Origin of the sequence: Mucilaginibacter defluvii, from assembly GCF_039543225.1 — a bacterium.
Lineage (GTDB): Bacteria > Bacteroidota > Bacteroidia > Sphingobacteriales > Sphingobacteriaceae > Mucilaginibacter > Mucilaginibacter defluvii.
This window is the reverse complement of record NZ_BAABJI010000001.1, coordinates 186486-212687: the sequence shown is the minus strand read 5'-3', so window position 1 is coordinate 212687 and position 26202 is coordinate 186486. Positions and strand designations below refer to the sequence as shown.

25 protein-coding genes are annotated in these 26202 nt (G+C 42.6%); 10 read left to right on the top strand and 15 right to left on the bottom strand.

What is annotated here, in order from left to right; translation table 11 throughout:
* Nucleotides 1-22: 22 nt before the first annotated feature.
* Nucleotides 23-175: a hypothetical protein gene (locus ABD960_RS00925; protein WP_345328952.1), complete on the bottom strand. Its 153-nt coding sequence runs from the start codon at nucleotides 173-175 to the stop codon at nucleotides 23-25.
* Nucleotides 176-321: 146 nt separating this feature from the next.
* Here ABD960_RS00925 and ABD960_RS00920 point away from each other — a divergent pair, with 146 nt between their 5' ends.
* The 4 genes from ABD960_RS00920 (at nucleotide 322) to ABD960_RS00905 (ending at nucleotide 2856) form a co-directional block, all read left to right on the top strand.
* Nucleotides 322-969, top strand: a complete 648-nt coding sequence (locus ABD960_RS00920) for a 4'-phosphopantetheinyl transferase family protein (protein ID WP_345328951.1) — start codon at nucleotides 322-324, stop codon at nucleotides 967-969.
* A complete protein-coding gene (lipB, locus tag ABD960_RS00915; RefSeq protein ID WP_345328950.1) occupies nucleotides 966-1688 on the top strand; it encodes a lipoyl(octanoyl) transferase LipB in 723 nt (240 codons plus the stop codon). The genes ABD960_RS00920 and lipB overlap by 4 nt, the downstream gene beginning before the upstream one ends.
* Nucleotides 1685-2401 carry an SGNH/GDSL hydrolase family protein gene (locus ABD960_RS00910; RefSeq protein ID WP_345328949.1) on the top strand — a complete coding sequence of 239 codons (717 nt, stop codon included), beginning with the start codon at nucleotides 1685-1687 and terminating at the stop codon, nucleotides 2399-2401. The genes lipB and ABD960_RS00910 overlap by 4 nt, the downstream gene beginning before the upstream one ends.
* 77 nt (nucleotides 2402-2478) lie before the next feature.
* Nucleotides 2479-2856, top strand: a complete 378-nt coding sequence (locus tag ABD960_RS00905) for a response regulator (RefSeq protein ID WP_345328947.1) — start codon at nucleotides 2479-2481, stop codon at nucleotides 2854-2856.
* 2 nt (nucleotides 2857-2858) lie between these two features.
* Here the strand turns inward: ABD960_RS00905 and ABD960_RS00900 are convergent, their stop codons facing one another.
* The 7 genes from ABD960_RS00900 to ABD960_RS00870 form a co-directional block, all read right to left on the bottom strand.
* Nucleotides 2859-3845 (bottom strand): glycosyltransferase family protein, encoded by a 987-nt coding sequence (locus ABD960_RS00900; RefSeq protein WP_345328946.1) that lies wholly within the window; start codon nucleotides 3843-3845, stop codon nucleotides 2859-2861.
* A 43-nt stretch (nucleotides 3846-3888) separates the two neighbouring features.
* Nucleotides 3889-4743 (bottom strand): UDP-2,3-diacylglucosamine diphosphatase, encoded by an 855-nt coding sequence (locus ABD960_RS00895; RefSeq protein WP_345328945.1) that lies wholly within the window; start codon nucleotides 4741-4743, stop codon nucleotides 3889-3891.
* Between the two features lie 414 nt (nucleotides 4744-5157).
* Entirely contained in the window at nucleotides 5158-7266 is a 2109-nt protein-coding gene (gene recG / locus ABD960_RS00890; RefSeq protein ID WP_345328944.1) for an ATP-dependent DNA helicase RecG, read from the bottom strand.
* A gap of 15 nt (nucleotides 7267-7281) precedes the next feature.
* The gene (locus ABD960_RS00885) at nucleotides 7282-7884 is read right to left on the bottom strand and encodes a hypothetical protein (protein WP_345328943.1); all 603 of its coding nucleotides are present in this window, start codon (nucleotides 7882-7884) and stop codon (nucleotides 7282-7284) included.
* A gap of 13 nt (nucleotides 7885-7897) precedes the next feature.
* The gene (locus ABD960_RS00880; protein ID WP_345328942.1) at nucleotides 7898-8278 is read right to left on the bottom strand and encodes a RidA family protein; all 381 of its coding nucleotides are present in this window, start codon (nucleotides 8276-8278) and stop codon (nucleotides 7898-7900) included.
* Nucleotides 8275-8418, bottom strand: coding sequence for a DUF6728 family protein (locus ABD960_RS00875; protein ID WP_232177098.1), 144 nt, complete (start codon nucleotides 8416-8418; stop codon nucleotides 8275-8277). The genes ABD960_RS00880 and ABD960_RS00875 overlap by 4 nt, the downstream gene beginning before the upstream one ends.
* A 79-nt stretch (nucleotides 8419-8497) precedes the next feature.
* Nucleotides 8498-9841 (bottom strand): OmpA family protein, encoded by a 1344-nt coding sequence (locus ABD960_RS00870; RefSeq protein WP_345328941.1) that lies wholly within the window; start codon nucleotides 9839-9841, stop codon nucleotides 8498-8500.
* Nucleotides 9842-9991: 150 nt separating this feature from the next.
* Here ABD960_RS00870 and ABD960_RS00865 point away from each other — a divergent pair, with 150 nt between their 5' ends.
* The 5 genes from ABD960_RS00865 to ABD960_RS00845 all read left to right on the top strand — a co-directional run bounded on the left by ABD960_RS00865 (nucleotide 9992) and on the right by ABD960_RS00845 (nucleotide 16243).
* Complete coding sequence (locus tag ABD960_RS00865) at nucleotides 9992-11284, top strand: aminopeptidase P N-terminal domain-containing protein (RefSeq protein ID WP_345328940.1); 1293 nt, start codon at nucleotides 9992-9994, stop codon at nucleotides 11282-11284.
* A gap of 31 nt (nucleotides 11285-11315) precedes the next feature.
* Nucleotides 11316-12287, top strand: coding sequence for a glycosyl transferase family 90 (locus tag ABD960_RS00860; protein WP_345328939.1), 972 nt, complete (start codon nucleotides 11316-11318; stop codon nucleotides 12285-12287).
* Between the two features lie 2 nt (nucleotides 12288-12289).
* Nucleotides 12290-13273, top strand: a complete 984-nt coding sequence (locus ABD960_RS00855; protein WP_345328938.1) for a glycosyltransferase family 9 protein — start codon at nucleotides 12290-12292, stop codon at nucleotides 13271-13273.
* The gene (locus ABD960_RS00850) at nucleotides 13270-14337 is read left to right on the top strand and encodes a glycosyltransferase family 4 protein (protein WP_345328937.1); all 1068 of its coding nucleotides are present in this window, start codon (nucleotides 13270-13272) and stop codon (nucleotides 14335-14337) included. The genes ABD960_RS00855 and ABD960_RS00850 overlap by 4 nt, the downstream gene beginning before the upstream one ends.
* Before the next feature lie 70 nt (nucleotides 14338-14407).
* On the top strand, nucleotides 14408-16243 hold the full coding sequence (locus ABD960_RS00845) for an ABC transporter ATP-binding protein (protein ID WP_345328936.1): 1836 nt from the start codon (nucleotides 14408-14410) through the stop codon (nucleotides 16241-16243).
* Here the strand turns inward: ABD960_RS00845 and ABD960_RS00840 are convergent.
* From ABD960_RS00840 to ABD960_RS00825, 4 genes are all read right to left on the bottom strand, one after another.
* Nucleotides 16230-17468, bottom strand: a complete 1239-nt coding sequence (locus ABD960_RS00840) for a glycosyltransferase family 4 protein (protein ID WP_345328935.1) — start codon at nucleotides 17466-17468, stop codon at nucleotides 16230-16232. The genes ABD960_RS00845 and ABD960_RS00840 overlap by 14 nt on opposite strands.
* A 3-nt stretch (nucleotides 17469-17471) precedes the next feature.
* A complete protein-coding gene (locus tag ABD960_RS00835) occupies nucleotides 17472-18128 on the bottom strand; it encodes a glycosyltransferase (RefSeq protein ID WP_345328934.1) in 657 nt (218 codons plus the stop codon).
* Entirely contained in the window at nucleotides 18128-19300 is a 1173-nt protein-coding gene (locus ABD960_RS00830; RefSeq protein ID WP_345328933.1) for a glycosyltransferase family 2 protein, read from the bottom strand. Before ABD960_RS00830 ends, ABD960_RS00835 begins: the two co-directional genes overlap by 1 nt.
* Nucleotides 19301-19361: 61 nt before the next feature.
* A complete protein-coding gene (locus ABD960_RS00825; protein ID WP_345328932.1) occupies nucleotides 19362-20042 on the bottom strand; it encodes a porin family protein in 681 nt (226 codons plus the stop codon).
* A gap of 121 nt (nucleotides 20043-20163) precedes the next feature.
* Between ABD960_RS00825 and ABD960_RS00820 the strand changes: the two genes are divergently transcribed.
* Nucleotides 20164-21891: a glycoside hydrolase family 3 protein gene (locus tag ABD960_RS00820; RefSeq protein WP_345328931.1), complete on the top strand. Its 1728-nt coding sequence runs from the start codon at nucleotides 20164-20166 to the stop codon at nucleotides 21889-21891.
* 702 nt (nucleotides 21892-22593) lie between these two features.
* On the opposite strand, the gene ABD960_RS00815 is transcribed toward ABD960_RS00820, so the two are convergent.
* The 3 genes from ABD960_RS00815 to ABD960_RS00805 form a co-directional block, all read right to left on the bottom strand.
* The gene (locus ABD960_RS00815) at nucleotides 22594-24636 is read right to left on the bottom strand and encodes a M13 family metallopeptidase (protein WP_345328930.1); all 2043 of its coding nucleotides are present in this window, start codon (nucleotides 24634-24636) and stop codon (nucleotides 22594-22596) included.
* A gap of 72 nt (nucleotides 24637-24708) precedes the next feature.
* On the bottom strand, nucleotides 24709-25467 hold the full coding sequence (locus ABD960_RS00810; protein WP_345328929.1) for a DUF4846 domain-containing protein: 759 nt from the start codon (nucleotides 25465-25467) through the stop codon (nucleotides 24709-24711).
* Nucleotides 25464-26168 (bottom strand): M23 family metallopeptidase, encoded by a 705-nt coding sequence (locus tag ABD960_RS00805; RefSeq protein WP_345328928.1) that lies wholly within the window; start codon nucleotides 26166-26168, stop codon nucleotides 25464-25466. The genes ABD960_RS00810 and ABD960_RS00805 overlap by 4 nt, the downstream gene beginning before the upstream one ends.
* Nucleotides 26169-26202 lie beyond the last annotated feature (34 nt).

The window sequence follows — 26202 nt, the reverse complement described above, 5'->3', positions numbered from 1 at the left end:
CAAACGGCATAATATCAAAAAATTATCGCGGTTTGCTGATGTGCGCGTTCGCACGTGGCGATTGGTGTATTGCTTTTTTACCGATAGCTACCTTATCGCCCAATTGTTGTTTGCAGCAGGCCTCGGTTGCGGCAAGTAACAGCAGGCACGATACGGCTGTGTATAACTTTTTCATTGTATAAATTGTGATAGTGTTTGTAAGCTATGACGGAATCCTGAACGAGAATGTTACACCTATAGCCATTTTTTGCGAAAGTTTTTAGGCTGTTAAATGATAATTATTTGATATAATTTTGCCTTGCAAATTGCACCTTTACATTTATGGCCATAGCTTACCGGCAACGTATTGATGATGACACTGAATTCGCCCTCTGGAAAATAGAGGAAGCGGCAGATGAACTGTACGTTAAGCTGCAATTAAAAGATGATGAAAAGGCAGTTTTTGATAGCCTTGGCAACAGTAAGCGGCACCTGCACTGGCTGGGTACGCGTGTACTGCTGCGCACCATGCTCAGTACTGATGAGTATATAGACTGTAAGGTTGATGTGCACGGAAAACCTTACCTGGTAAATCACCCTTACTACATATCGTTCAGCCACTCGTTTGATTATGCCGCCGTAATGATAAGCCGCAAATACCAGGTGGGTATTGATATTGAACAGGTAAAGCAAAAGGTTGAGCGTATTGCCCACAAGTTTATGCGGCCCGAAGAACTGGATTTTATCAGCGAAGCCCGCAAAATTGAGGAGTTGTATGTTTGCTGGTGCGCTAAAGAGGCCGTATATAAATGTTACGGACAAAAAACCGTTTCGTTTTTAGATAATATTTTGTTGGAGCCGTTCAGTTTTGAGGGGCACGGCGTGGTTAACGCGCAACTAAACAAAGGCGACGTAAATATTGATTACCAGGTAGGCTATCAGCAATATGAGGATTACATGGTAGGTTATGTTATACAGGACAGGCAATGAAGAATAAAAAAGTTATTTTACAGGATTGGGGCTTGATTGATTACAAGAAAGCCTGGGACAGACAGGAAACACTTTTTGCCGAAACCGTAAACCTTAAAATGGAACTACGCAACCGTATGGCGGCGGCAGGCGATGGCTATCAGGAAGAAAAATTAACCAACAACTACCTTGTTTTTTGCGAACATCCACATGTTTACACGCTGGGTAAAAGCGGCAAGCCGGAGCATTTGTTGTTGAACGAACAACAGCTTAAAGAAAAACAGGCATCATACTACCCCATCAACCGTGGCGGAGATATTACCTACCATGGCCCCGGCCAGATAGTATGTTACCCGATACTTGACCTGGATAACTTTTTTACCGACATACACCTTTACCTGCGCACCCTTGAGGAAGCGGTTATACTCACCATGGCCGAGTTTGGCCTTAAGGGAGATCGCTACCCCGGCTACACCGGTGTTTGGCTTGATGCCGACAATGATAAAGCCCGCAAGATATGCGCTATGGGCGTGCGTTGCAGCCGCTGGGTAACCATGCATGGCCTGGCCTTTAACGTTAACGCGCAACTTGATTACTTTAAAAACATTGTACCCTGCGGTATTGATGACAAGGCCGTCACCAGTATGCAGCAGGAACTGGGCGAACAAGTTGATTTAAATCAGGTGAAACAAATCCTTCAAAAGCATATTTCCGTACTTTTTGGTATGGAGATAATATGAAGATATTTGCAATTATTTTAACACTGCTAAGCATTGCCGCATGTGGCAAGAGCCAGCCTGATAAAGAAGTGACCAATCCTGTGAAGAACATACCGACTGATACCTCAGGTAAAACCCTGAGCTACCTGGCCCTTGGCGACTCGTACACCATAGGCGAAGCGGTTGACGCGGATAAAAACTTTCCGCACCAACTGGTAACCTCGCTAAAAAATTATGGTATAACGCTGAAAGAACCGCAGATTATTGCCCGTACCGGCTGGACGACCGATGAGTTGATCAGCGCTATTAAACAACAAGCTCCTGCCGGAAAGTTTGACATTGTTACCCTGCTTATCGGCGTCAATAATCAATACCGTGGTTATTATATTGATACTTACCGTACCGAATTTAAAGCGCTGTTAAATACAGCCATAAGCTACGCCAACAATAACAAAGCGCACGTATTTGTACTCTCGATACCTGATTACGGCGTTACCCCTTATGCACAAAATTCAGACGAGGAAAAAATAGCCCGGGAAATTGACGCTTATAATGTTATCAATAAGCAGGAAGCCGAAAAATCGGGTGTAAAATATATCGAAATCACACCTATATCGCGCAAAGCCGCCAATGATGCTGAACTTATCGCTAATGATGGGCTGCATCCTTCTGCCAAAATGTATGGTGAGTGGGTAGGCCTACTTGCTCCGGCCATTGTTAATGGCTTAAAATAATAAATTGTTTATTTTATTTCTTTATAAAATATATTTTTAATTATAGATAAATAACACTACTTTTGCAGTCCCTAATTATGGTAGCAAAAGTAGTGGTCATCGAAGATGACAAAGACATTCTGGACATATTGAAATATGTTTTAGAAGAGGCGGGTTACGAAGTTATAACAGCTAATGACAGTTCGGTTTTGGCTTATATTGATCAGCTTGATCCGAACATCATATTGATTGACGAATGGCTGGGCGCTGATAAAGGCAGCTATTGCTGCACAACCCTGAAATCAACCATCGCATTGAGACATATTCCCGTTGTGCTGATGTCCGCCGCAACCAACATCGAAAGCATCGCGCAAAGCTGTGGGGCCGATGCTTATATCAAAAAACCATTTGATATTGACCAAGTAACATTTATTGTTGGTAGCCTATTAGGTAATGTTACGCATATATCTGCCTAAAATTAACGGCCGTACTGCTTAACCATATCGGCTACAATCTGCGCCGTTTCGTCGGGGAAATTAACCGGTACTACTTTACCGTGGTTAACCCATTCACTAAGCGCGCCGCTAAATTGCGGACCAATTGCATTTACCACCGGCACCCCCATTTTGGAAGCTGCCAGGGCATTGCACTGTTGCTCAAACTGCCCGCGCATGGGTATCATCATTACCTTTTTTTGCAAAAACAAAGCCTCAGCAGGACCTTCAAAACCACCACCCGTAAGCAATCCCTCGCACGAGGCCAAACTCGTATTAAACGTTTCGTTATTTACCGGGAATATCTGCACGTTACCTTCGCGTACAGGCGTTTTTTGGCGTTTAGAAAACACCTGCCACTCCACCTCTTTTACCTGGCTTAGGTATTTTACAAGCGTTTTATCCTGATAAGCGGGTAAATACACAGCGTAATGCCCGAGGTTGCTGGTTTGCAAAGCCCTTATCTCGCTACGAATTACAGGGGTGTGAATAAAATCGGCGTACCGCTCAAAATGAAAACCGATATGATGTGTAGTTGGCGAGTAATATTTGAATAGCCACTCGGCATAGTTCCACTTTGGTGGCCGTGGCGTATTTTTTGACAGGAAAGAGCATTGATGGCTCAGTGATACCGACGGCAGTTTTTGCACCTTACAGGCCCAGGCGCTCACCGGCTCAAAATCATTTACAATCAGGTTGTAATCATTAAGCGGCAGCTGATGGATATCTTTCCACAGCTGTTTCAGGTTCATGGTTTTAAAGGTAGCCCATTTATCAACCCCGCCTTTTTTGCCGAATATGAAGCTAAAGCCGTGATAACGATACTTTAACGGCTGCGACAAGCTTACTTCGGCCTCGGTGCCACTTACCAGCAGGTCAACCTCACCGTGTTGCTGCAAAAGCGGAACAATTTCGCGCGCCCGGCTGATATGCCCGTTACCTGTTCCCTGTATTGCATAAAGTATTTTCATAGTAATGCGGGGTTAAGGTAACAAACAAATTGGTGCTTAGCAATTAGTGTTGCTCCTGCCTGAATTTTTCTAACAGTACATTGACGTTCAACCTCTCTGAAAGATCCTCGTTATCAGTGTCATCATCAGCTGTCGGCTCTTCTGTAAAATCTTCGGCTTTATACCTGAATATTTTCCATTCGCCGTTATGATACTCCAGCGCGGTAAGGCTTTCCACCCAATCGCCCGAGTTAAGGTACAACACGGAGCCTGTGCCTTCAGTTGAATTTACACGCCTGATCTCAGCATGGTGAATGTGCCCGCAAATTACGTAATCGTATTGTTTATCTACCGCCAGATCGGCCGCGGTCTGCTCAAAATGATTGATGAATTTTACTGCATCCTTAAACTTAGCCTTTACCTTTTGCGAGAAGCTCATTTTAGGCCGCCCCATAAGCTTAAGGCACCAGTTGGTAAAACTATTGAGCAGTATAAGCGAATCATATCCTATCGCACCCAGCTTGGCCAGCCATTTGGAGTGCTGCATGGTAACATCAAAAACATCACCGTGAAATATCCAGGCTTTTTTGCCGTCAACATCCAACACCATTTTATTAAGTAGCTGGAAAGCGCCCAGGTTAAAATCGGCAAACTTGCGCAGCATTTCGTCGTGGTTACCGGTAAGGTAATAAACCGGTACGCCTTCAGTAACAAACTTTAGTATACGGCGCACCACCTTCATGTGCGCCTCGGGCCAGTATGATTTACTGAACTGCCATATATCAATAATATCGCCGTTAAGCACCAGCGCTTTGGGTTTTATACTTTTAAGGTACTTCAAAAGTTCTTTGGCGTGGCAGCCATAGGTGCCCAAATGCACATCAGATATTACAGCTATATCAACTTCGCGTTTTGCCATTAATTAAACTCAGCAGAGAAAACAGTGTTATACCGGGTAAACACCTTGCCCGGGCAGTAAAATATTTTGAGGATTTACTATTCGTTATCCTCTTCTTCAGTAACATTTAACTCATACGGACTGAGATAATAAATACCGGTAAGCCCTAGTAACGCTATCACAATCAGGTAAGCAAATTCAAAATTCATGGTGTATAAATTTTTACAAATATCAGCAAATCAATGTTATCTGATTATTAAGACTGCATTAAAGCAAAAAAGTTAAACCCTGCTTTTGATTTATTTTCTCCACATTGCAAGGTTGTTAACAATTTGAGTTGATACCGGCCTGGTTAGGCACTTCGCAGCTTTTTTATCTTGGTGATAATGCCAATCTCGTTAGCTACACATTCTTATAAAAAATTCGGGATGGACCTTACGATATTTTATTCCATGATAAACCCGCGTTTTTTGACTGGCTCACCTGGTGCAGTATCTGGTTTTCGGGATGGATGAGTTGCGGGTCCTTTTCAAAAATTTCTTCAACACATTTGCGTACCTGCATCAGCAACTCCTGGTCGGTGGCCAGGTTAGCTACCTTTAAATCGAGCACACCGCTTTGCTGGGTACCTTCAATATTACCGGGGCCGCGTAGTTGCAGATCAATCTCTGATATTTCAAAGCCGTTATTGGTCTTCACCATGGTATCCAGGCGGATACGGCCATCATTGCTCAGCTTATTGCTGCTCATCAGTATACAGTATGATTGCTCGGCACCGCGCCCTACCCTGCCCCGCAACTGGTGCAGTTGCGACAAGCCGAAACGCTCGGCATTTTCGATGATCATCACTGAGGCGTTAGGTACGTTGACGCCCACTTCTATCACCGTAGTGGCTACCATTATCTGCGTTTGAGCGTTGATAAAGCGCTGCATTTCTTCTTCTTTTACCGCCGCCGGAATCTTGCCGTGTACAATACTGATCTGGTATTTGGGCAGCGGGAACTCGCGGCGCATGGTTTCAATACCTTCCTCGAGGTTTTTTAAATCGAGCTTTTCGCTTTCCTTTATCAGCGGATATACTACATAAACCTGCCTGCCCTTGGCTATCTCTTCACGCATCATGCCGAACATGCGCAGTCGCTGGCTCTCGTAAAAATGTACCGTTTCAATAGGCTTACGCCCGGCGGGCAGTTCATCAATTACCGATACATCCAGATCGCCATACATGGTCATGGCCAGGGTACGTGGTATGGGTGTTGCCGTCATCACCAGCACATGCGGCGGAACTACGTTTTTACGCCATAGTTTTGAGCGTTGCTCTACCCCAAAACGGTGCTGCTCATCAATTACCACAAAGCCCAGGTTTTGGTATTGTACCGCATCCTCTATTAAAGCATGTGTGCCTATCAATATTTTAAGTTCACCGTTCAAAAGGCGCTCACGCAAAACCCTGCGTTGCTTTTTGGGCGTCGAGCCGGTAAGCAATGCAACTTCAACATAATCATTGCCTACCAAGCCTTGTATGGTTTGATAATGCTGATTGGCCAGTATTTCAGTCGGGGCCATCATACAAGCCTGAAAACCGTTATCAATAGCGATGAGCATGCTCATTAACGCCACTACGGTTTTACCGCTGCCTACATCGCCCTGTAGCAGGCGGTTCATTTGCACGCCGCGCTGGGTATCGGTTCTGATCTCTTTCAATACCCGCTTTTGGGCACTGGTGAGCGCAAAGGGCAAGTGGTTATTGTAAAAACCGTTAAAGTATTCGCCTACCTTATCAAATATATTCCCCTTGAACTTCTGTGTACGGTGCAATTTGTTTTTTAACAGTTTGTATTGCAGAAAAAACAGCTCCTCAAACTTCAGCCTATGTTGTGCTTCATTCAGCTTATTGGCATCATCCGGAAAATGTATTTGCCGATAGGCCTCGCGCCTTTCCATCAGGCGGTATTTATTTAAGACGTACAAGGGCAAATTTTCCTGGAGATAGCGGGCATACTCCTCAATCAAAACGGTGGTGAGCTTTTGGATGCCTTTACTATCCAAGCTAAACTGTTTAAGCTTTTCGGTGGAATTATAAGCAGGCTGCAGCGTCAGATTGCCTTGGCGTTTGATGGCCTGCGGCGAGTACTGCTCCATCTCCGGGTGCGACATTTGGGGCCGCCCGTTGAACACGCCGGGCTTACCAAAAATAATGTACGCCTTGCCTACTCGCAGGCTTTTATCAACCCAAGTAACGCCCTGAAACCATACCAGCTCAATCTGTCCGGTATCATCCTGCGCCTGTACTACCAGGCGCTTGGTGCGCTTTTCGCCGATGATCTCCTTACGGGTGAGCCGTACGATCACCTGCACATAAGGCATCTCGGGATGAATATCCTTTACCTTATAAAAACGGGTACGGTCAATATACTTATACGGGAAATGCCGAAGCAGGTCGGCATAAGTAAAAATAGCGAGCTCCTTTTTTAGCACTTCGGCACGAGCCGGGCCTACACCCTTTAAATATTCAATAGGCGTTTCAAAAGGAGATGCGCTCAATTTATTCTGCTGTGTTTAATTAAGAGTTGCTGTTATCTCTTTTGGCAGTACCTTATCAATTAACAAACGTTGTTTCGGCTCAAGTACTATAAATTTCCAATTACTTTGCCCATTTGCGGATATAGCACAAACTTTTTTATTCGCGGCAATATCAAACCAACCGGTTGCATCATCAAGCTTTACATTATCAGCACCGAAATTATTTTTTAACGACAGCATAACTAAACCAAGTTTTGCACTGGCATCGGCTGTATCAGCCGTAGCCGATATATCCTTAAAACGCATGCGCAAATTGCTAACATACTTTATTATGCTGTAGTGTTTGTTGTTGATCTTTTTTACAAGGCCGATGCTTGAAATATTTGTTCCATTGATCTCATACTCAATAGCAGGGTTATTCATTGCCGTTTTCATAGCAGTTATCATCTGCTCTTTGGAGATAACAGCAAACAATTCCTCGGGTATATATTCTGCTGATGAGGTAAAATCCTTGTTTGCTATTAAATTATTATAAGCCAAAAAATCCTTACTAATATTTTGCTCAACCTGAGCATGACAATTAAAACTTAGAATAAGCCCCAGCAAAACCAGGCAGCAAAATTTTGTAAGGTATTTCATACTATTTATGCAATTAATCAACCAATGCAACTACCGAAATTTCTACGTTCACATTTCTCGGCAAGGCGGCTACTTGTACCGTTTCACGGGCCGGAAAGTTGTCGGAGAAGTAAGAACCATAAACTTCGTTAACCGCGGCAAAATCGTTCATATCCTTTAAAAAGATACCTGTTTTTATTACACTGCTAAAATCAGCACCCGCTTCGGTTAATATCGCTTTCAGGTTTTCCATTACCTGTGTTGTTTCGGTTTTAACATCGTCCAGCACTAACTCGCCGTTGGCGGGGTTAAGCGCTATCTGGCCTGAAACAAATAAAAAGCCGTTAGCTTTTACGGCCTGACTGTATGGACCGATCGGCGCCGGGGCATTGGTTGTATTTATAATAGTTTTCATTTTTTTAGAATAAACAAGTCGATAAGCTTCCAGATGATCCCTGCCAAAAACATAATTATGGCTATGGCATTGATGGTATGCATCACCTTTAAATTAAAATTTGTCGGCCTGTTCGGGTCTTTCTTCCGGAAAAAGTACATAGTACAAATTTAATAAAAAAAAGAAGGCTCCGGGTTATCCGGAGCCTTCGATATGATCTTTAAAAAGAATCGATCAAAATTATTTGCTGAATTCAACACGACGGTTTAATACACGTCCTTCTTCAGTTGAGTTGTCAGCAACAGGGTTAGTTTCACCGTAACCTTTTACTTTAACTTTCTTAGCTTCAACACCTGAGTTAACTAAGTAAGTTTTTACTGAGTTAGCGCGGTCTTTAGAAAGTTGCATGTTGTGTGCAGCAGTACCTTCTGATGAAGCGTAACCTTTAACAGTTACAGTTGCACCTGATGAACGCAGATCGGCTGAAGTAGCATCAAGAGCTGGGTAAGCAGAGGTTCTTAACACTGAGCTATCAAATTCAAACTGGATGTTTGAGTAAGCAGTACCAGCTGAATCAGCAGCAGCAGTAGGGAATACGATAGCGCAACCAGCACCGTCAACCACTGTACCAGCAGGAGTGTTAGGGCATTTGTCGAACTGATCAGATACACCGTCACCGTCTGAATCTTTTTTCAGGTCGCTAACTGCAGTTTCAACTGATGATACACGGCCTTTAAGGGCTTCAACTTCCTGACGTAAAGTTTCGTCATAAAGCTCATCATACATCATAGCTACAGGGTTTACCCAATCCAGGTTTGGTTTTGAGCTTGAACCCAGGGTAAACTCTAAACCTGCATAACCGTAAGACCATTTGTCGCGAGTTGGGAATCCTCTTTTGTAACCGTCAAAGTTATCACCATCAACAAAGTTTACAGTGTAACCTAAGTTCAGGGCAACACCATCGCTTAAACGGAATTTAACACCTGCACCTACCGGGATAACTAATTCTTTGATGTAGCTATCGTCAGAAGTGTATGGTTGCAATTCGCCACCAGCAGTTTGAGTAGTTTTTGGTTTGTACATTGCTAAACCTGCACCAGCATTCAGGAAGAAGTTAACTGAATTTTTGCGGTGTAAGAAATCAATGCTACCGAAGTTCCACTGACCACCTAAAGTAGCAGACCAGAAACGGGTTTCGAATTCTTTCTCGGTGTAAGATGCCGGATCAACGTTTTCAACGTCGTTATTGTTACCGCCAACTTTACCACCATGCAAGTCTAAAATTAAACCGAAGCTGTGTGAAAGTTGCTGACGGAATGACAGACCGTAACCTAAGTTAATGTCTGCGTTCAGATAGTCGTTGGTACCGCCTAAAGCGCTGAATGGTGAAGTTACACCACCGTTGATACCGATGCTAAAAGTTCTGTACTGACCTAAGCCACCAAATACCTTGGCAGTAGTAGGTTCTGTCGACGTAGAAGTTGTTGCTGTTGAGGTTGAATCTGTTTGTGCGAAAGCCACACTCACAGCCATCAAAGAAGCGAACGATAACGCGACTGTTTTCTTCAATGTAGAATAATTCATAGTTTTAAGATTAAACGATTTTAATTGTGATTTTTTTCAAAAATACTAATTATGTTTGAAATCAATACCAAATTTTGTTCCAAAAATTAAAGCTATAACATTGCCCGCACTGTAATTGTTTTTGGATTTTTAAATTTTATCAATCCCTTTATGAAATATCTACCCATTGATAATGAACTATTTATAAATAATAGAAAAAATTTCGTTTCGCGATTAAAACCTTCATCGATAGCTATTTTTCACTCCAATGACGAATATCCGCGAAATGGTGATCAAACGTTCATTTTTAAGCAAAATCCTGATTTTTTTTACTTATCAGGCATTGATCAGGAGCAAAGTATATTGATTCTGTTTCCCGACTGTCCTAATATCCTATACAGAGAAGTACTTTTTTTAAGACAAACCAGTGAGCTCATCTCGATATGGGAGGGGCATAAGTATACTATTGAAGAGGCACGCGCTGCATCAGGTATACAAAACATCTACTGGCTGCATGATTATGACAGCATATTGCATAGCATTATAAACTATGCCGACGATATATACCTTAATACAAACGAGAACGACCGCTACCTGCACACGGTACCCTACCGCGATCTGCGTATGATCAACGAGCTTAAAGCGAAGTACCCCTTGCACCAGTATCAGCGTTCGGCCCCTATCCTGCGCGACCTGCGCCCGGTGAAATCAGATGTGGAGGTGCAACTCACCAAAAAGGCCTGTGAAATTACCCGCGATGCGTTTGTACGCGTACTAAAATTTGTAAAACCCGGCGTTACAGAATACGAGATTGAAGCTGAGGTTACCCACGAGTTTTTACGCCAGCGCGCTACCGGGCACGGCTATAACCCTATTATCGCCTCAGGTAAAAACGCCATAGTACTGCATTATAATGATAATAACCAGGTATGTAATGACGGCGATGTAATCCTTTTTGATTTTGGCGCCGAGTATGCAAATTACAACGCCGACCTCAGCCGCTCGATACCGGTTAACGGGCGTTTTACAACCCGCCAGCGTGATGTTTACAATGCCGTACTGCGCGTAATGCGCGAGGCAACCAAGCTAATTGTTGCCGACACTGTTTCGCCTGAATACCATGAGGAAGTTGGCAGGATCATGACCGGCGAACTTATAGGCCTTGGATTGTTGCGGAAACATGAAGTAGAAAAACAAGACCCTAAAATGCCTTTATATAAAAAGTACTTTATGCACGGCACATCGCACCACCTGGGTATTGATGTGCACGACTACGCCAGCCGTTACAAACCATTTGAAGCAGGCAATATCCTGACCTGTGAGCCCGGCATCTACATACCTGAAGAAGGCTTAGGCATCCGTATAGAGAACGATATACTGATAACCGCTGACGGTAATGTTGACCTGATGGCTGATATTCCGGTTGAGGCGGAACATATTGAGGAGATTATGAATAGTAAGTAAATCGGATGCCTGCATATTCAACTATACTACTATGAAAGCCCGTCCGGTTAAAAAGCCGAAACTTTTTTATTACTTAAGAAATATTTTACGACAGGCGTTGCCCGGCTTTATATACCGGCAACGCCTGGAAACAAAACTCTCGAAGCTAAAACACTATAATAAGGTTGAAATAACCGACCGTGTAAACTACTATAATAAATTACAGGCGAACGTAGCTTTAGGTGCAGATGCCATACAGCTTCAGAACATGGCAATATTTAAAAGCCCGAAGGCTTACAACTTTGATACTTTTGAATACACGCGTTATTTTGATCCGGAACTCAAAGCGACATTTTTGTTTGGCGATGTAATACATACGCCTGATACGCCCACCATACAAAAAAGCAGGCCGATTGCAAGTGACAATGCCAATGCGGTATTGCTTAAGCTTGATAAATACCGGCATTTTGTTTTTGTTGATGATAAGGTGCCGTTTGAGCAAAAAAAAGACATCCTGATAGGCCGCGGCGTTGTAACCCAACCGCATCGCATAAAATTTATGGAGATGTATTTCGACAGTGCGTTATGCAATTTAGGCCAGGTTAATAGTAATGGCGGCAATATTGCCTGGCTTAAACCCAAAATCGGCATTGACGAGCATCTGCAGTATAAATTCGTATTAAGCCTTGAAGGTAACGATGTGGCAACCAACCTCAAGTGGATCATGTCATCAAATTCAGTAGCGGTGATGCCCGGGCCCAGATATGAAACATGGTTTATGGAAGGGCGGCTGATTCCTAATGTTCATTATATCCACATTAAGGATGATTTTAGTGATCTTGAAGAGCGTTTGCAATATTATATTACTCATCCTGCAGAAGCCCGGGAAATTGCCCTTAACGCAAATAACTATGTAAAACAGTTTTTTGATAAAGCGAAAGAAGATATGATTTCGTTATTAGTTTTGCAGAAGTATTTTGAATGCACGGGTCAAATTAGTCCGGCTGAACACTTTAATAAATAGTATTGAATAATAACGCGTACAAACATATACTGATAAGCCGCACCGATGCCATTGGCGATGTTGTGCTTACGCTGCCCATGTGCGGTTATATACGCTTAGCCTATCCCAACGTTAAAATATCTTTTCTCGGGCGTACCTATACGCAACCTGTTATTGACGCCTGCAAAGCAGTTGATCATTTTATTAATTATGATGAGCTATCAAAACTACCTTTTGAGGATCAGGTTAAAAAGCTTAAAGGCTACAATATTGACTGCGCTGTTCATGTTTTTCCTAACAAACAAGTAGCAAAACTTTTTAAAGCTGCCGGCATTGCGGCGCGCATTGGCACCACTAACCGCATATATCACTGGTTTACCTGCAACAAGTTGGTTAAACTGAGCCGCAAAAAATCCGATTTGCACGAGGCACAATTGAATACGGTACTGTTAAAGCCAATCGGCCTAAGCGTACCGCCGCTGGATAAAATACAGGATTACTATGCGTTTGAACCAAAACAATGCGTGCCTGATGATGTACTGGCCTTATTATCTGCCGACAAGTTTAACCTGATATTACACCCCAAATCACACGGCAGCGGCGTAGAGTGGCCGCTGGACAAATTTGAGCAATTGATAAACCTGCTCCCCGCGGATAAATTTAACGTCTTCATCAGCGGCTCCGAAAAAGAGCAGGCTGTACTTGCCGAATGGATAAAAAAACTGCCAAAATCAGTAAATAATATTACCGGGAAAATGAACCTGTATCAGTTTGCAAGTTTTATACGTAATGTTGATGGGCTGATAGCTTCGGGCACAGGGCCGCTGCATATTGCGGCTGCATCAGGCATCAATACCTTAGGGCTATTCCCTTGCGTTAGGCCTATACATCCTGGACGATGGGCACCTTTGGGTAAAAGGGCAAGTTATCTGGAAAGCGATTCGGAAAAACTTGACAGCATTAGCCCGCAGGCTGTGGCAAGCATTATTATTAACTGGCAAAAATGAGCACATCAAAAATTTTAGTAACGCTTGATTCCATGCGATACCCTAATACAGGTTTATACTATTTTGGTAAAAGCCTGGGCGAAGCATTACTCAGGCAAAATAACAATCAGTTTAAATTAACCTATTTTGTTGACCGCAACACCACGGTTTTTAATAATACTGATGCGGACGTGAACACCATGTATCTCAGAAAGTATCATAAAGCTATATTTTTCAACTATCGCAATATTGATCTCTTTCATTTTACCGATCAGTTTTCGCGGGTAAAGCCTAAACGGGTAACCCGTAAAAAGATATTAACTATACATGATATTAATCAGGTACATGAAAAAGACATGAGCCCCGAAAAACTAAAGCTATATATTAGCAAACTGGGCGAGCGTATTGACTCATGCGACCGGATAGTTACCATATCGCAATTTGCCGCTAACGATGTATTGAGGTTCTACCCTCACGTAAAAGATAAGCTTAGTGTTATATATAACGGAGCCGACAAGCTGCAGGTTAAACCCGGACATCAGCCGGCCTATCAACCGCAAAAGCCTTTTTTGTTCACCATAGGTATTGTTTCGGCCAAAAAAAACGCCCACGTACTACCAGCCCTGCTGCAAAATAATGAAATGGAGCTTGTTATTGCCGGCATTGAAACCCCTTACAAGGATACGGTAATGGAGCAGGCCAAAAAATTTGGCTGCGCTGACCGTGTTAAAATCATCGGTACAATAAATGATGATGACCGTTCCTGGTATTACCAGCATTGCGAGGCCTTTGTATTCCCCTCAATAGCCGAGGGTTTTGGCTTGCCGGTTATCGAGGCCATGCATTTTGGTAAACCTGTATTTGTTTCAACCAGCACATCGTTACCCGAGGTTGCCGGCGACGCCGCCTACTATTTTAATACTTTTGATGCTGAAGATATGCTGCGAACCTTCGAGAGCGGAATGCAACACTTTACCCAATATAACATGGCGCAAAAAGCCATGCAACATGCCGCCCGTTATAACTGGGATGATACCGCCCAGCAGTATCTTCAACTATATCATAACTGCCTTAACAATAAATAATACCGGGCTTAGTTTATTAAGCTGACAGTATTAATTAAATACTGTTAATTTTGCACCCTTATATTTTTTAATGAAAACATATTTCAGGCTGCTATCGTTTGCCAAACCTATCGAGAAGTTTGCTATTCCATATATATTTTATACACTATTATATGTAATATTCAGCACCTCGGTACTGGCACTGCTTGGGCCCCTGTTAAATACATTATTTAACGTTAATGATTGCGGCCCTGAAAAACCTGCCAAGGTAAGTAACCAAATTTCCACATTTGATATATCCGGCTGGTTTAAATATTACCTTAATGATTTTATTTTAAAGCATGGCCAGTTTGGCGCTTTGATCTACGTATGTGCGGTAATTATGTTTGCTGTTATATTGGGCAACTTATTTCGTTACCTCTCGCAGCGCACTATGGAAAATATGCGCATCCACACACTGTTGCGAATACGTAAAGCCGTGTTTGATAACGTGATGAATTTGCATCTGGGCTACTTCAGCAATGAGCGCAAAGGCGACATCATATCCAAAATAGCATCAGAAGTACAAACCGTACAATTTACAGTAACCGGCACCTTGCAGGTTATTTTTAAAGAACCTTTGCTGCTTATCGCCTATCTGGTCGTACTCTTTTCAACATCGGTAAAACTAACGTTGATATCGTTACTGGTAATACCTGTTGCGGGCCTCATTATTTCGCGCATCGTAAAAAAACTACGCTCACAAGCGGTTGAGGCGCAAAACTCTTATGCAAATATGGTTAGTTACCTTGACGAGGCCTTATCGGGTATTAAAATCATAAAAGCATTTAACGCTACGGATTTTATTATTAAACGCTTTGATGATGAGAATGTGCGTTACTCAAAAATAGGCAAGGCCATGTCGCGCAGGCAACAGCTGGCTTCGCCGGTTTCAGAGGCTTTGTCTATCATCATGATCTCATTTATCGTTTTGTACGGCGGTTATTTGCTGTTTAACAACGACTCGGAACTAACCCCCGGACAGTTTATTGCTTACATAGCGCTTTTTTCGCAACTGATGCGACCGGCGAAAGCATTGGGTGATGCGTTTAGTAATATACATACAGGGTTAGTAGCCGGCGAACGTGTACTGGAACTTATTGATGAGAAATCTCAAATAACCGATGCCCCCAATGCGGTTGCGGTAACCGAGTTTAACGAAGGCATCCATCTTAACAACGTTAGCTTTGCCTATAATGAGCGTGTAGTATTAAAAAACATCAACCTTACGGTGCCTAAAGGAAAAACGGTGGCGCTGGTTGGCCCTTCAGGCGGGGGTAAATCAACCATGATGGATTTGCTGCCAAGGTTTATTGAGCCAAAGGAAGGTGAGATTTTGGTTGACGACAAAAATATTAAAGATATTACTGCAACCTCGCTTCGCGCGTTGATGGGGATAGTAAACCAGGAGTCGATATTGTTTAATGATACTATATTTAATAATATCGCCTTTGGCAAAACTGGTGTAACACAGGCCGAGGTTGAAGCAGCAGCACGTATTGCCAATGCGCACAACTTTATTATGGATACCGAGAATGGTTATCAAACCAATATTGGCGACAGGGGTGTAAAGCTTTCAGGTGGGCAAAGGCAGCGTATTAGCATTGCCCGCGCGGTACTCAACAATCCGCCGATCATGCTGCTTGACGAAGCTACCTCAGCATTGGATACCGAATCAGAAAAACTGGTGCAGGATGCCTTGAACAACCTGATGAAAAACCGCACATCACTCATTATTGCTCACCGCTTAAGCACCATACAAAATGCAGATATAATAGTAGTGCTTGAAGAAGGCCGCATAGTTGAACAAGGCAGCCATACCGAGCTTATGGAGCATAACGGGCTTTATCGCAAACTAATTGATATGCAAACGTTTAATGCCGATTAGATTTTACTACATAATCAACAGCCTTAATAAACTTGTTGATCACAACAGGCCATGTATAATTTTCAGCAACGTATTGTTTTGCATTTAACGAGAGTTGTTTTCTATCTAAAGCCGGATTAATTGCCACATCAAGAGCTTTGTTAAAGCTTTGCTGATCGTGGTATAAAAATCCGGCCTGGCTATTGTTTATATGGTCCTTTAACACTTCACTACGCTCATTAGCTATTACAGGAATCCCCTGCGCCATACTCTCAAGCGTTACCAGCGAGAGACTTTCGTAAATTGATGGTATGATAAGCGCTCGGGCATTGCATAGCAGGCTCAGCTTTAACTCCTCACTTACGAACCCGGTGTAAATGATGTCCGGATGTTGAACAAGCTCCATAAAGGCACGGCCAACAAATACCAGTTTTAAATTATTCTGATTTTGAATTTTATAATTTACAAAGTGTTGAGCAAGTACATCACATTGCTTTGAGGTTTCAATCCGCCCAATATAAATAAGGTAACCGCTGTTAACGAGATGATGATGTTCGTTTGCTACGAATGGCACCTGTTTTTCAGTAATACCGACACCAACAATATCAGCGTATATATCGGTGTTTTTAAATAAATTATTAACAAACTTTTGCTCACTTGGCGTATTATATAGAATGGCTTTGGGTTGTTTAAATAAGCGCCTGAATAAATGCATGTAAATCGGCGGTTCATCATGCGCGGTGGGGATAAATATAGCCTTATCTTTCACAAGTTCAAGCCCTTTGGCTGTAGGGTAATACAGATAAGTAAAAAAAATAAAAGCGTCAAAGTTATCATACCTACTTTTTAAATATCCTAACAGTTCAGGCATAAATGGCCCCTGCTCATCAATCCATTTGCGCTCATAAAAAGAATGAAAAAACCTATCATAAGCAGGCAGCATCTTGATTGCTGAAAGCCATTTTTTTCGCTTATTCCGTTTATTAAGCTTTTTATTTAACAAGCCAAACCTTACAAAATCCCGCATTTGCTTAACCGGAAAACGTATTATTTTAACGTTGTTTAAATAACTTTCTCCAGCCGGATACTCGTTAGCCCAGCTCATATAATCTTTAGCACATGATGTGAGCACCTGCACATCAAAATCATCAGTTAACTTTTCAGCCAAAATACGGCAATGGTATTCAGCTCCGCCATTAACCTCCTCGCCATAGCGCTGTACAATAAATGCTATACGCTTCTTCACTGCTTAATCAGTTGTTTGTATTTTATCATACAATGCGTTCTGTAATTCTTGCCGCTCAATTTCTTTAACATGCAACAAACAGTTCAACTCACTATCTGGTAAATAATATGGTTTTTTAAAGCCATGAAGTTCTTCATGAACCTTATTTTTCCATCGTATTTGGCCATTCAACTTTAATATCCTTAATTGATAATCTGGAAAATTGATAAAACCCTTTTCATTTACATTCCAGCCCCACTTTTTTGTATGTTCGGGTGTTAAACCGTTCACTACATTTATCCTGGGTACCAGATAGCAATCGTACTTACGTTTTTTGAAAATTATTTTTTTTATTGATTTAACCAAGTGTTGCTGCGGCAACTCGTCTGCATCTATCTGAAACAGGTATTTGCAGCTTGCATTTTGTATCAAGTAGTTTTTAAAAGTGCCAAAATCGTTATTTAATTTAGCCTCGATATGCTTTATACGATCTTTGTATCGATTTATAACCTTTGTAGTGGCCTCATCTTTTTGACTCACATCCTGCAATACCATTATCTCGTCATTATTATCAATGTTTGACAGCAAAAACTCAAGCAGTTTTTCGAGCTCTTGGTACTCGTTATGCACAGTTATGCCGTAACTGACGCTTACCAAAAGTTTATGGATATTGAATAGCATTAGAGGCGGTTTATAAGCGTATGTTCTAAACTTCGGAGTTGTTTTATTTCGATTGTTAAATTAGCCCGTTTAAATTTAAAATTACTTTTTCCGATAAGTTTTTCGAAAAAGCTAAGCTTTTTGTTGGCACGTCGTGTAATAATTTCATTTAAATAACGAAACGCATTATACGCATCGTCTGTAAAGCGGTTGCCGTCAACATATATCAATATGTCGTTGCTTTTTTCAGCATGTGAAGGCCTGATACGGGTTTTCAGGTCGAACGCCGTATTAGGCTGCTCACCTAGTATATAATTAACAGCATCATGATCGGTATAAACATTTGTGCAAAAGGGCTCTATCTTACGCAGCAAATCGTCAGTTCCATTTTTTAATATGAACCCAAAATCATATTTCTTTTTAACAGATGATGAGTTTAAAAAACTCCATTTCCTTGTGAAATTTCTATTAGAGTTTTCCTCGATAAGCTTCGTACGATCCTTATATTCTTCAGATGATCTGGATGTTTTACTTACAAAATGGTAGCAAACTGCATTGTGTGACACTATCGTTTTTAGACCACGCAATTTTAGTCTTAATATAAGATCGTCATCCTCACAAAACATCGGGTTGTATAGAGGATCCAGTCCGCCGATTTCTAACAGCACTTTGCGGAATGCACATAAAAAAAATGTCAAATCAGATGATTCTCCATTTAATTTGTTTGTTTGTTGTAGTTCATTAGCAAAGCTGTACAAACCTGGAATATCCTGGCTTTCAATATCGTCGCCAAAATCTTTAATTATTTTTCCAGGACGCTCATGCCCGGCAAAAATAGGTGGCTCAATTGTAGTATATGTTATGACTGTATCTTCTGCAATTAATTGCTCAAGACTTTCAACAAACCCTGGAGCCAGAATCATATCATTATGGGCATAAGCAACATAGTCCTTAGTTGCTAATTCAGCACACTTATTAAATGTGTCTGAAAATGTTTTCTGCTCTCCTGAATAATAATAAATTAGATAAGGATCGTTTAAACTATCAAGCCACTCATGCGTACCATCAGTACTTCCATAACTTACAAAAACGATTTCAACTTCAGGATAAATGGCTCGTGTTGTGTGATAAAAATTCTTACTGTAATCAAGATTATTTTTTAAACCGACAAGCAGCGAAATGTTATTTTCCATGCAAAAAGGATTTATAAGCAGGGGTTATACCGCCATGCTTATAAATCAAAAGTACACCTTTTTACCTAAACTTAAAGCCTAGGCCAATCTGCCAAACCTGGTTACGGTAGTCAGGGATGTTTGAATATCGTTCGGTATTGCTGTCCTGCAGGTCAATAGTGTAACGGGCATGCAGGTCAACCGTACGGTTAAGGTCAATGCTTAAACCTACTACCCCGCCTACAAGCGTTTTGTTACCCTCGTAATCATAGCGCTCTTCAACAACGGTAGCAAAATCATTACGGTAAATATTTTTTGATGATACCAAAAAAGAAAGTTGCGGACCGATTACAAAATTAAGCCCGGGCGTAAGCTTCAGCTTGGCCAGCAAGGGTACATCAATAAAATTATTGCGCTGTTTAAAGTCGCCGTCAATAGTTTGCGCGCTGAACCCCTTTTGCGACCACAGCACCTCGGGCGCGAATGATAGCGGGTAAGCAATCGGCACATCAAGTGTCAAACCCAGGTTGGCCCCCGCAATGGTATTGGTTGTCCAGTCGGAGTTGTACGAATCAACGGTATTGGCAATATTAATCCCTCCCTTAAAACCCGCGGTTACCTGGTAAAAATCGTTATGGCGGCGTTGGTTATTGTTATGATAATATCCCGGTGGCGGACGGCGAACCGGCTTACGACGGTAATATTGGGCGCTAACATCACCTGCTACCAGCAGGCATATGGCAATAAATAGAATTTTTTTCATCTTTAAAACTTGTTGGTTTTATTACCATAGATTGAAACCGGGCGCGAAGGTTTATTCGTAACTAAAAAATGAAGGCTGGCAAAACAATTGATAGCATTAGCAGATTAATTACATTTGAACTATGAAAGGATATAATCCGCGGATAAAATACTTACTGCTAACATTATCATTTTTTATATATCATTTTACGTTTGCTCAAAAAACAGGCTTTGTACAGTCATTAGCGCAGCAAAACCGCTGGGTTGATTCGGTTTATGACGACTTGAGCACTAAAGAACGCATAGCGCAACTATTTTTTGTGCGCGCCCACACCAATAAGGGCCGTGCTTATGAGGATTCGGTTGAAAACCTGATCAAGGAACAAAAAGTAGGCGGCCTGGTATTTTTCCAGGGCGGGCCCGGCAGGCAGGCTGCGTTAACTAACAGGTATCAGCGCGCATCTGAAGTCCCATTGCTGGTATCAATGGATGGCGAGTGGGGCGTGGGTATGCGGCTGGACTCTGTGATCAATTACCCTTACCAGATGACACTTGGCGCCATACAGGACAATACGCTGATATACAAAATGGGGCAAATGATAGGTCGCGATTTTAAGCGACTTGGCCTGCAAATGAATTTTGCACCGGTGATGGATATTAACAATAACCCGAACAATCCGGTAATCAACTATCGCTCATTTGGCGATAACCGCTTTAATGTGGCCCGCAAAGGTATAGCCTATTTTCAGGGTATGCAAAACGAAGGCATTTTAACTACGGCCAAACACTTTCCGGGTCATGGTGATACCAATGTAGACTCTCATGCCGATTTGCCGGTGCTGCCATTTACCCGCCAGCGGTTGGATTCACTGGAGATGTATCCTTTCCGAGAAGCGATAAATGCAGGCCTGTCAGGCGTGATGGTTGCCCACATGAATATTCCTGCACTCGACTCGGCAAAAAATCGTCCGTCAACCCTCTCCCGCCCTATCATAACCGGTGTGCTCAAGGACTCACTGAAATTTAAAGGCCTGATAGTATCGGACGCAATGGAAATGAAGGGTGTTACCAAGTTTTTTCCGAACGGTGATGCTGATGTACAAGCATTTTTGGCTGGAAACGATATCCTTGAGTTATCTGAAAATTCTGACCGCGCCATCAAGCTGATCAAAAAAGCGCTTCGTAAAAAGCTAATTAGTGAAGAAGAGTTTGAAACTAAAGTAAAAAAGGTGTTAGCCGCAAAATATTGGGCCGGTTTAAGCAATTATAAAGCTGTGCCTACACGTGATGTTGTGCCTTATATTAACCGTGCTGAATCAAAAGCACTTATTCAACAACTTAGCGATGCAGCAGTTACCTTGTTGAAGGGCAATAATTCATCTTTACGATTAAATCCGCTGGCCAAAACAGCGATTGTAAATATCGGTATCGATCGTATGACCACCTTTCAGCAGGAATTATCACGCTGGTACCCAAACAGCATGTTATTTGTAGTTGGAAAAACTACTGCCGTACGCGATTTAAATGCCATGCTGGTCAACCTCAAAAAATACGATCAGATAATTATATCGATATATGATACACGTAGCCGACCGCAAAGCAAACTGGATTATAACAGCGATATTAAATTCCTGATAGCGCAACTGGCAGCACAGCCACGCGTGGTAACCACCGTTTTTGCCAACGCCTACACCCTTGCCGGTTTACCAGGTATTGAGCGCAGCGGAGCCTTAATGGTTTGCTATCAAAATACCGAGGAGCTACAACGCTCTGCCGTTAAAATTATTACCGGGCAAACCAAACCTGTGGGTAAATTGCCAGTAAGTGTTAATAGCTTTTTCCCAACGGGAACGGGAGTGTTGCTACCGTAATAATTGGAGTAGTTTTTATTAGAAAACCCCTCCTAAATCCTCCCCAACGGAGGACTTTCAATAAATAAGTAAAAGAAAAACGAGCGCAAGCCTGCCGGAAAACCGGGTCAGGGAGTATGGCCCGTGCGGCTGAAGGTTTTTTCCGGCTTGACTTTTGGTTACTTTGTGGCTAAGACAAAGTAACTGGCCTCTGCGGCCGAGAGCAGACTGACGATAATTAAAATACAGATATTTGAACTAAGTACAAATATTTGATTAACGCACTGTCATTGCTAATGATTATTGGGATGTGCTTTACTAATCGTTAGTGGATGTCACTTTCTTTTTTGCAGAAAAAAGAAAGTAACCAAAGAAAACTTAGCGTTAGCGATCTCATGAGCACAACTAAAAACATACAATAGCGAATAAACTGCCGGCTGCGTCCTGCCCGGTGAAAGTTTGTGCCTTGGCAGAGTTTGCGCTACTCCGGGCATTCCTGATGCCGGTAGAATTGGTTATTTACAGTTTGTACTTTAATATGTTTGGTTATCATCTTTGTCGTTTCGATGCGCCAGCGAGAAATCGGTCTGCGTCCATAGTGGAGCAACAGATTTCCCCTCGTACCTCGTTCGACATGACAAGCTTTTATGATTTCCCTACTAAACTAAAAATGCCGCTTAAATAAGCGGCATTTTTAGTTGGTTAATACTATCAATCAACACATTACCAAACTTTAACCTGATCCTTTTCGGCGCGATACATTTTGTCGCCGGGTTTCACGTTAAAGGCTTTGTAAAATGCCGGAGTATTTGCCAGCACACCGTTTACACGGAACATTTCAGGCGAGTGCGGGTCAGAACTGATGCGCACGCGCATGGTTTCATCGCTGCTTTTTATGCGCCATACCTGGGCATATGACAGGAAGAAACGCTGATCGGGCGTAAAGCCGTCAATCTTTTTATCTCCCTTACCTTGCTCTGTATTTTTAAATGCCTGGTAAGCAATGGCTACACCGCCTATATCGGCCAGGTTTTCGCCTTGCGTAAGGCTACCGTTTACATGTAAGCCATCAAGCACGGTAAAGCTATTATACTGATCGATCATCACCTGCGCCTTGGTTTTAAATTTGGCAGCGTCGGCAGCAGTCCACCAATCCTTCAGGTTACCCTGTGCATCATACTGGCGACCTTGATCATCAAAACCATGGGTCATTTCATGGCCGATAACCGCGCCGATAGCGCCGTAGTTAATGGCATCATCAGCATTCTTATCAAAGAAAGGGAACTGCAGGATACCTGCCGGGAAAACGATCTCGTTGAAAGACGGATTGTAATAAGCATTTACGGTTGGCGGTGTCATGCCCCACTCAGTTTTATCAACTGGTTTGTTCACTTTGGCAATCATTTCCTTATAATCGTGCTTAGCTATCGACTGCAGGTTTTTGTAATAAGCATCCTTGCTGATCTCTACATCATCGTAGTTCTTCCATTTGTCGGGATAACCAATCTTTTTTACAAACGAATTAAGTTTTTCGAGTGCCTTTTTCTTGGTTTCCGGACTCATCCAGTCCAGTTTTTCAATACGATCTTTGTAAACAGCTTGCAGGTTGTTTACCAGCTTAAGCATACGCTCTTTGGCTTCGGGTGTAAAATATTTTTCTACATAAAGTTGGCCCAGTAGCTCGCCCAGCCCGCCATCAACCTGCGATGCCATATTTTTCCAACGCTCTTTTTGTTCCTTTTGGCCATATAACGTGCGTCCGAAAAAATCAAACCTTGCATCCCTGAACTTCTTGCTCAGATCGCCAGCGGCTCCGTTAAGCACGTTAAAGGCAAGCTTGTCTTTCCATACATCAATTGGCTGCGATTTAAGTAAACCGTTCAGCGCCTTATAATAATCGGGCTGACCAACCAATACTGTATCTGTACTCAGCTGCATACGGGTAAACACATCTTTCAGATCAATATCAGGTACTGATTTTTGCAGATCAGCTACGGCAAGCTTGTTGTAATTGGCATTAGGATCGCGCAGCTGAACCGGGGTGCGGTGAGATTTAGCTATGGCCGTTTCAAGTGCCAATATGCCTTCAGCTTTTTTAGCGGCATTGGCCGGGGTTTCGCCGGTGTATTCAAACAATTTGGCTATGTATTTTACATAAGCCTTGCGTATAGCTTCCTTATCCTTATCAAAATAATAATCGCGGTTGGGCAGGTTTAAACCGGCCTGGTCAAAATGCGCTACGTTTTTGCTGCTTTCTTTATCATCTGGTGATACATAAAAACCTAACAAAAAGCCGTCGCCATCCTTGTAACCATCAGCAGCCAGGGCTATAAGTTCTTTATGATCTTTAACTGCCTTTACTTTGGCAAGCAACGGTTTTATCGGATCGTAACCCAGTTTTTCCATCGCTACGGTATCCATACCGCTGGTGTACAAATCGCCCACCTTTTGCTCGGTGCTACCTTGCTCATTACCTTGTTTGGCAATGGCTTCCAATATCTGGTGCAGGTTTTTCTGGTTATCATCATACAGGGTGTAAAATGAACCCCAACCAGTTTCAGATGGTGGAATTTTGGTTTTCTTCATCCAGCTACCGCTGGCGTACGAGAAAAAGTCGTCGCCTGGTTTAACGGTGGTATCCATGGCGGTTTTGTCAAAAAAAACGGTACGCGCGGGTGGTTCGCTGGTAGCGTCTTTTTTGTTTGAGTTACAGGCCGCCGCCGAAACAGCAACCGAGGCAAGCATTGCCCAATGGGTTAACTTCATAATAAAATAGGTTCAGTTATTTAATATATTACTAATTGACGCAATATTTTGCAATATGTTACCATGCGCGCATTAAAATCGTTTCAAATATATTCTGTTGATCAGTTCACCGTATGGGATGGCGGCAGCCTGGTCTAAACTAAACCAGGGCCCGTCAGCATCCCGCAGTATCTGTATGCTTTGGGCAGGCATAAAGCTCTGTGCCAGCATAAACTGCTTTTTGCCGGATGCGCCGGCAGCTACATCCATCACTATAAAACAATGCCCCGGCGAACCACCCTTTATAAACACATCACCCGCTTTAATATCGGCAGCTTTGGTTACAGGTTTTAACTCCTTGTCTAACGACAGCGTACCCGCATACGAGAACACCAGGTTCATGTACTTTATAAACCCGGCGTAGCTGTAATCCTTAGCAGCCTTCTTCACCCACTTACCATCGCTATACCGATAACCATTGGCAAAGTGAATATAATCGCACTTAAAACCGCTGGTAAAGTTAAAGCTGATATCATTATACTTTTTCTGTTGATGCAGGTACTCGCCGCGCAATCGCATAACCGCATCGGCGCATTGTTGCAGATCCTGCTTGCCAATGCTCATATCAACCACAGCGGCGGTGTATGCATCAGTTCGGGCTATATTGCCCTGATAGGTTATTGCATGTGTACCCGCTGGCTTTAACGGTAGTTTTTGCAACCAGGCACCAAACGTACCGGCGGCTGGTTGCACCCGTTTAAAGCCATCGTTCGGTTTAAAGCGTTCCGTAATTCCGGCATTAAATGCAAATGCTGAAGTAACGATCAGTGCAGTAGTGATAAGGTGTTTCATAAACGTGCAGCGTTTACCAGTTTACTATATGGATTAAATGGTACCGGAACATTATCAGCTAATGAGAATGCCGAAAAATGCAAATGCGTAGGCGAACGCTTTCTATAAGCGCTGAAACCGGTACGACCGACCTCGGCTATTTTTTGGCCTTGCTTTACTTCGTCGCCCGGCTTTACAAACAACTCCCTGTTGTGCGCATAGTAGGTAACATAGTTATATTGCGGATGATATACCCAAATGTACTTTCCGCCACGCAGGGTGCTGCCCGCATCCCAAATATTGCTACAAGCTATTACTACGCCATCATCAACGCTCAGCACATCAACAGGCTTATTAGTGCGGTCGTCCAGATCATTCTGATCACGATCTGTTATAAAAACATCATGCGCCGGATGTGCCTTATGTTTATTACCATCCAGGTAACTATACCCTTTAAAAATGTAACCGTTGCCATTTACCCCTCCTATGGCATTAGCGCGATAGCCCTTTAGCGGAAACACCCATTGCGCATGTTTACCGGCTGCAGTAACAGCATTCAGTTGTTTTATCCATACACCAAATTGGGCTACCGCTGCCTTACGATCAATTGTACCGTTAAGCACCCTGGTATTAAGCGCGTTTATTTTGTTGCAGACACTTTGCCTATCTGTTTGTGGAAAACCAAGGGTAAGGGCCAATACAAGTAGCAGCGTTTTAAGCATAAGGTTTATATATGCCACATTAACGCTCAAACTA

Bases quoted from the DNA above. Each gene is read 5' to 3' on its own strand.
- ABD960_RS00880 (WP_345328942.1), bottom strand. From the start codon at position 8,278: ATGAAAACTATTATAAATACAACCAATGCCCCGGCGCCGATCGGTCCA.
- ABD960_RS00810 (WP_345328929.1), bottom strand. From the start codon at position 25,467: ATGAAACACCTTATCACTACTGCACTGATCGTTACTTCAGCATTTGCA.
- ABD960_RS00860 (WP_345328939.1), top strand. From the start codon at position 11,316: ATGAAAGCCCGTCCGGTTAAAAAGCCGAAACTTTTTTATTACTTAAGA.
- ABD960_RS00830 (WP_345328933.1), bottom strand. From the start codon at position 19,300: ATGGAAAATAACATTTCGCTGCTTGTCGGTTTAAAAAATAATCTTGAT.
- ABD960_RS00850 (WP_345328937.1), top strand. From the start codon at position 13,270: ATGAGCACATCAAAAATTTTAGTAACGCTTGATTCCATGCGATACCCT.
- ABD960_RS00845 (WP_345328936.1), top strand. From the start codon at position 14,408: ATGAAAACATATTTCAGGCTGCTATCGTTTGCCAAACCTATCGAGAAG.
- ABD960_RS00820 (WP_345328931.1), top strand. From the start codon at position 20,164: ATGAAAGGATATAATCCGCGGATAAAATACTTACTGCTAACATTATCA.
- ABD960_RS00895 (WP_345328945.1), bottom strand. From the start codon at position 4,743: ATGGCAAAACGCGAAGTTGATATAGCTGTAATATCTGATGTGCATTTG.
- ABD960_RS00885 (WP_345328943.1), bottom strand. From the start codon at position 7,884: ATGAAATACCTTACAAAATTTTGCTGCCTGGTTTTGCTGGGGCTTATT.
- ABD960_RS00925 (WP_345328952.1), bottom strand. From the start codon at position 175: ATGAAAAAGTTATACACAGCCGTATCGTGCCTGCTGTTACTTGCCGCA.
- ABD960_RS00905 (WP_345328947.1), top strand. From the start codon at position 2,479: ATGGTAGCAAAAGTAGTGGTCATCGAAGATGACAAAGACATTCTGGAC.
- ABD960_RS00805 (WP_345328928.1), bottom strand. From the start codon at position 26,168: ATGCTTAAAACGCTGCTACTTGTATTGGCCCTTACCCTTGGTTTTCCA.
- ABD960_RS00825 (WP_345328932.1), bottom strand. From the start codon at position 20,042: ATGAAAAAAATTCTATTTATTGCCATATGCCTGCTGGTAGCAGGTGAT.
- lipB (WP_345328950.1), top strand. From the start codon at position 966: ATGAAGAATAAAAAAGTTATTTTACAGGATTGGGGCTTGATTGATTAC.
- ABD960_RS00910 (WP_345328949.1), top strand. From the start codon at position 1,685: ATGAAGATATTTGCAATTATTTTAACACTGCTAAGCATTGCCGCATGT.
- ABD960_RS00920 (WP_345328951.1), top strand. From the start codon at position 322: ATGGCCATAGCTTACCGGCAACGTATTGATGATGACACTGAATTCGCC.
- ABD960_RS00835 (WP_345328934.1), bottom strand. From the start codon at position 18,128: ATGCTATTCAATATCCATAAACTTTTGGTAAGCGTCAGTTACGGCATA.
- ABD960_RS00815 (WP_345328930.1), bottom strand. From the start codon at position 24,636: ATGAAGTTAACCCATTGGGCAATGCTTGCCTCGGTTGCTGTTTCGGCG.
- ABD960_RS00900 (WP_345328946.1), bottom strand. From the start codon at position 3,845: ATGAAAATACTTTATGCAATACAGGGAACAGGTAACGGGCATATCAGC.
- ABD960_RS00870 (WP_345328941.1), bottom strand. From the start codon at position 9,841: ATGAATTATTCTACATTGAAGAAAACAGTCGCGTTATCGTTCGCTTCT.
- ABD960_RS00865 (WP_345328940.1), top strand. From the start codon at position 9,992: ATGAAATATCTACCCATTGATAATGAACTATTTATAAATAATAGAAAA.
- ABD960_RS00875 (WP_232177098.1), bottom strand. From the start codon at position 8,418: ATGTACTTTTTCCGGAAGAAAGACCCGAACAGGCCGACAAATTTTAAT.